Source organism: Limosilactobacillus gorillae, from assembly GCF_001293735.1.
Classification (GTDB): Bacteria; Bacillota; Bacilli; order Lactobacillales; family Lactobacillaceae; genus Limosilactobacillus; species Limosilactobacillus gorillae.
Window position 1 is genome coordinate 1 of sequence record NZ_BCAH01000057.1, and the last position, 4,042, is coordinate 4,042.

General features: G+C 44.0%; 3 protein-coding genes. All 3 read left to right on the top strand.

The genetic code is table 11. From position 1 onward, the window contains the following. Window positions 1–193: 193 nt before the first annotated feature. The 3 genes from AOQ57_RS08085 to AOQ57_RS08095 all read left to right on the top strand — a co-directional run bounded on the left by AOQ57_RS08085 (window position 194) and on the right by AOQ57_RS08095 (window position 3,696). Complete coding sequence (locus AOQ57_RS08085) at window positions 194–1,897, top strand: phosphoenolpyruvate carboxykinase (ATP) (RefSeq protein WP_093626918.1); 1,704 nt, start codon at window positions 194–196, stop codon at window positions 1,895–1,897. A gap of 87 nt (window positions 1,898–1,984) precedes the next feature. After that, window positions 1,985–2,347: a hypothetical protein gene (locus tag AOQ57_RS08090; RefSeq protein WP_235789042.1), complete on the top strand. Its 363-nt coding sequence runs from the start codon at window positions 1,985–1,987 to the stop codon at window positions 2,345–2,347. Window positions 2,348–2,358: 11 nt separating this feature from the next. Then, a complete protein-coding gene (locus tag AOQ57_RS08095) occupies window positions 2,359–3,696 on the top strand; it encodes a replication-associated recombination protein A (RefSeq protein ID WP_093626922.1) in 1,338 nt (445 codons plus the stop codon). Window positions 3,697–4,042 lie beyond the last annotated feature (346 nt).

A 4,042-nucleotide genomic window follows, 5' to 3' on the forward strand; every position in this document is an offset into this window, starting at 1 on the left:
TTCGGTGCGTAGTTGACCTTGACTAGTATGTTCGGAAATCCATGAATAAGCAGGTTACTGAAGCAAAGGCTGATCTAATTAGGTACTTTTAAGTGAATAAGCGAAAATATGAAAAAGTTGATCTAATCGGCGCTAATTTTAAATGAGAATGTTATAATACTCATCAGTAATGATGAAAGGAAGACGAATATTTATGACACATGCTCACCAATCCGTTCGTACTGACGCCTTATACATGAATCTCGACCAGGGGATTGCGACCCTCGACTTCAGCAAATACTATGTTAACAACTTCTATAACCTCATCAATTCCAAAGGATTGCTTGAGATCGTCCGTCTTTATCTCACCTCTTCCCATCATACGAAGGGCGAAAAACGGTTTGAAAACTTATCTGCCGAAGAATACGTTGGGATCATTAAAAGGATCTTCATTAACGATGAACACGTCTTTGATGAATTTACCGCCCAGGAAATCCTAGCTTCATTTGAATCACTGTATTCCTTTTACCGGTCTTTCTTACGGGTTTCGATTACCCACTTTAACCAAAATTCGATCATTACCCACTCCTTTAAGGAAGCAGATGCCCGTTTTAATGAACTAGTAATCCGGGCCTACCGAACGATTGAAGAAAAGCTCCAAGGCTTTGTTAATAATGTTTACCGCCAAGTTGACGCCGGGACCAATGCTACCTTGCTGGTGCGTGATCATAAATGGCAAACACCAACAGGCTATGAATCCCTAGTTGACATTCCGTTTATTGACAAGGTTATGCTACGACCGCCGATGCTAATGCATACTAAGTCTAATAAACGGGAAGGAATCTTTTCGGCGGTAAATACTAACCCCATTACCCGCTTTAATGGTAAACGTGGTGACTGGTACTGTTACCCGGCTAAAATAGGGGAAACCTTGACTTTTGTCTACTTCAACGTTGATTACATGGTCAATGGAATCGCCCTTTCAAACCTATTTGAACTAGCTACGGCAGAAGAAGTTACTGACCAAAAGCCAGATGCCATCCTCTTGTTTGGAATTGACCATACTGAGGGGGAGGTTTCTCACTACCATTACGATGCTAAAAATGATCTCTGGGTTGGTGAAGTACCATATAATGACAAAACTACCTACTTCGGTTACATGAAAAAAATGTGTTTGACCTTGCATAACCTACACCAGATTTACCGTGGAAAACTGCCAATTCACGGTTCTATGGTTCGGATCAAGTTCACTAACGGTAAGGACAAGACGGTGGTCTTCTTTGGTGATTCTGGTGCTGGAAAGTCAGAATCCCTGGAAGCCCTTCAGGAAATCGCCGATGAACAAATTGTCGACATGGAAACGATCTTTGATGACATGGGTTCCTTTACCATTAGTGATAGCGTCAAGGGAGGGATTTATGCCCAGGGAACTGAAACGGGGGCCTTTGTCCGCTTGGACGACCTTTCTTCATCAGTGGCCTTTAGTAATATGGACCGTGGGGTCTTTTTGAACCCTGAACAAAAGAACGCCCGGGTGATCATTCCGGCTGATGCCTACGAAAACGTTATTGCCCACCATGAAATTGATATGTGGGTATACGCAAATAATTACTCTGATAAGATTGGGATTCATCGTTTTGAAAATGAAAACGAGGCCAAAAAGGTTTTCATTGCCGGTAAGCGTAAGGCGCTAGGAACAACCGATGAAGTCGGTATGTCTTCAACCTTCTTTGCCAACCCGTTTGGTCCGGTTCAAGAATCGGACCGAACCAAGCCGATTATTGATGAGGTCTTCAACCGCCTCTTTAAAGATGGTATTTACGTTGGGGAAGTCTACACCCACTTGGGAACCGACAAGTCCAAGGAAGCTCTGCATGAATCGGCTCAGGAATTGTTGGATCAATTAATGAACTCCTAATTATATAAAAAACGGAGAGCTGTGACATTTTGGTCACGGCTCTTTTCTTGTTACAATGGGTAAAACGTTGATTAAGGAGGGAACATTTTGCGTTACCAACGAAGTGAAGAACAAGAAGATGAAGAAACCACCAAGCAACGGGTTCGTCGGCTCGTTAAACAATCGCAAAACAAGGAACGGGCCTACTGGTTAGCTACCTCAGAACTAACGCATCAATATTTCCTCGGTTTGATGACCTGGTCTTTGGGTAACCAACTGGGACTTAACCAAACTCAGCTCTGGGTTGTTTCTAAAAAGGAGATGGAGTGGGAAGAGTTTTTAAACCAGGCCGAGGGACTAATGAAAGGTAACTTACCGGTCTACTATAGTCACCGGATGAACCAAGAGGATGTTAGAGAACTCAAGGAACACTTTCCTTCGGCCTCGATTGACCGCTCCATTCAAGGTTAGGGGGTAGTAACATGGAACAGGAATCTCTCTTTACAAAAGAAGGTGCAACAAATACCCCCTTAGCTAATCGGGTCCGCCCCCGTGAATTAACCGATTTCTTTGGCCAAGAGCAGTTGGTTGGTAGTGGGAAGGTCTTAAGTGAATTAATCGAGAATGATCGTCTTTCCTCTTTGATTTTGTGGGGACCGCCAGGAGTCGGGAAGACCACGCTGGCGGAAATTATTGCCGAAAAGACCAAGGCGCGGTTCATAACCTTTTCGGCAGTTAATTCGTCAATCAAGGACATTAAGGCAGTGATGGATCAGGCAAGTAACAACCACCAATTTGGGCAGCAAACCGTTGTCTTCATTGATGAAATTCATCGCTTCAACAAGGCCCAACAGGATGCATTCTTACCTTATGTAGAACGAGGCCAGATTATTTTGATCGGGGCCACCACCGAAAACCCTTCCTTTGAGCTTAACGCTGCCTTACTCTCACGTTGTAAGGTCTTTGTCCTAAGGGCACTACAAACACCAGCATTGGTGCAGATTTTGAAACGAGCTTTGAAACATCCGAACGCCTTTCCAAATCAGACAATTCAGATGGAGGAAGGGACCATAGAGGCAATTGCCAACTTTGCCGATGGTGATGCCAGAATGGCACTCAATACCCTAGAGATGGCGGTGCTCAACGGTAGACGGGATGGGAGGAATGTTAAGGTAACCAAAGAAGACTTGGCTCAGTTAACTGATACCCGCTCCTTGCGCTATGATCGAGCGGGTGATGAACACTATGACCTAATCTCAGCGTTACATAAATCAATGCGTAATAGTGATGTCAATGCCGCTGTTTACTGGTGTTCACGAATGTTAGCGGGTGGTGAAGATCCACTTTACATAGCCCGCCGGCTGGTTCGCTTTGCTGCCGAAGACGTGGGCCTCGCTGACACCAATGCCTTGGAAGTGGCGGTCAATGCCTTCCAGACCTGTCAATTTCTGGGAATGCCGGAGTGCGATGTCCACTTAGCCGAATGCGTAATCTATTTGGCTACAGCGCCAAAGTCAAACGCCGTCTACAAGGCTTGTAATACGGCCAAAAAGCTAATTAAGCAAACTGGTAATCTGCCTGTGCCACTTGCGATTCGTAACGCCCCAACTAAGCTGATGAAGGAGTTAGACTACGGTAAAGATTATCAGTATGCCCATGACTTTGCCGATCACATTACGTCCATGCAAACCATGCCTGATCAATTGGTCGGAGCAAAGATTTATCGACCAACCACGCAAGGGAACGAAGGTTGGGTTAAACAACGCATGGAGCAAATCAACGCCTGGCATCGTCAACATGATCAACAACCAGAAAAATAGAACTAAACTTAATTGAAAAAACTGCTTAACCCTTAACTATCCTTATAAATCCTGATCAGAATTGGGATTGAAATTTTTCCTACATTGGGGAATAATCCATCCTTTTTAGCCCAGTCATGCCCTCCGGTATCAGATGAATTTCCTATTTCATCTGTATGCTTAGAGGGCTTTTTATATTTTGGATCAGTAATGAGATGAAGATTTATTATGCCTAAGCCGTAATACCCGTGACTTTAGTCATGGGATATATGGCTCTTCACGAACGCCCGTTGGCGTTCTTTTTTAGTTTAACTATTTTAATCTAATCAGCATGATATAATATAGACGTGATTAAAGGAAAGGAGGT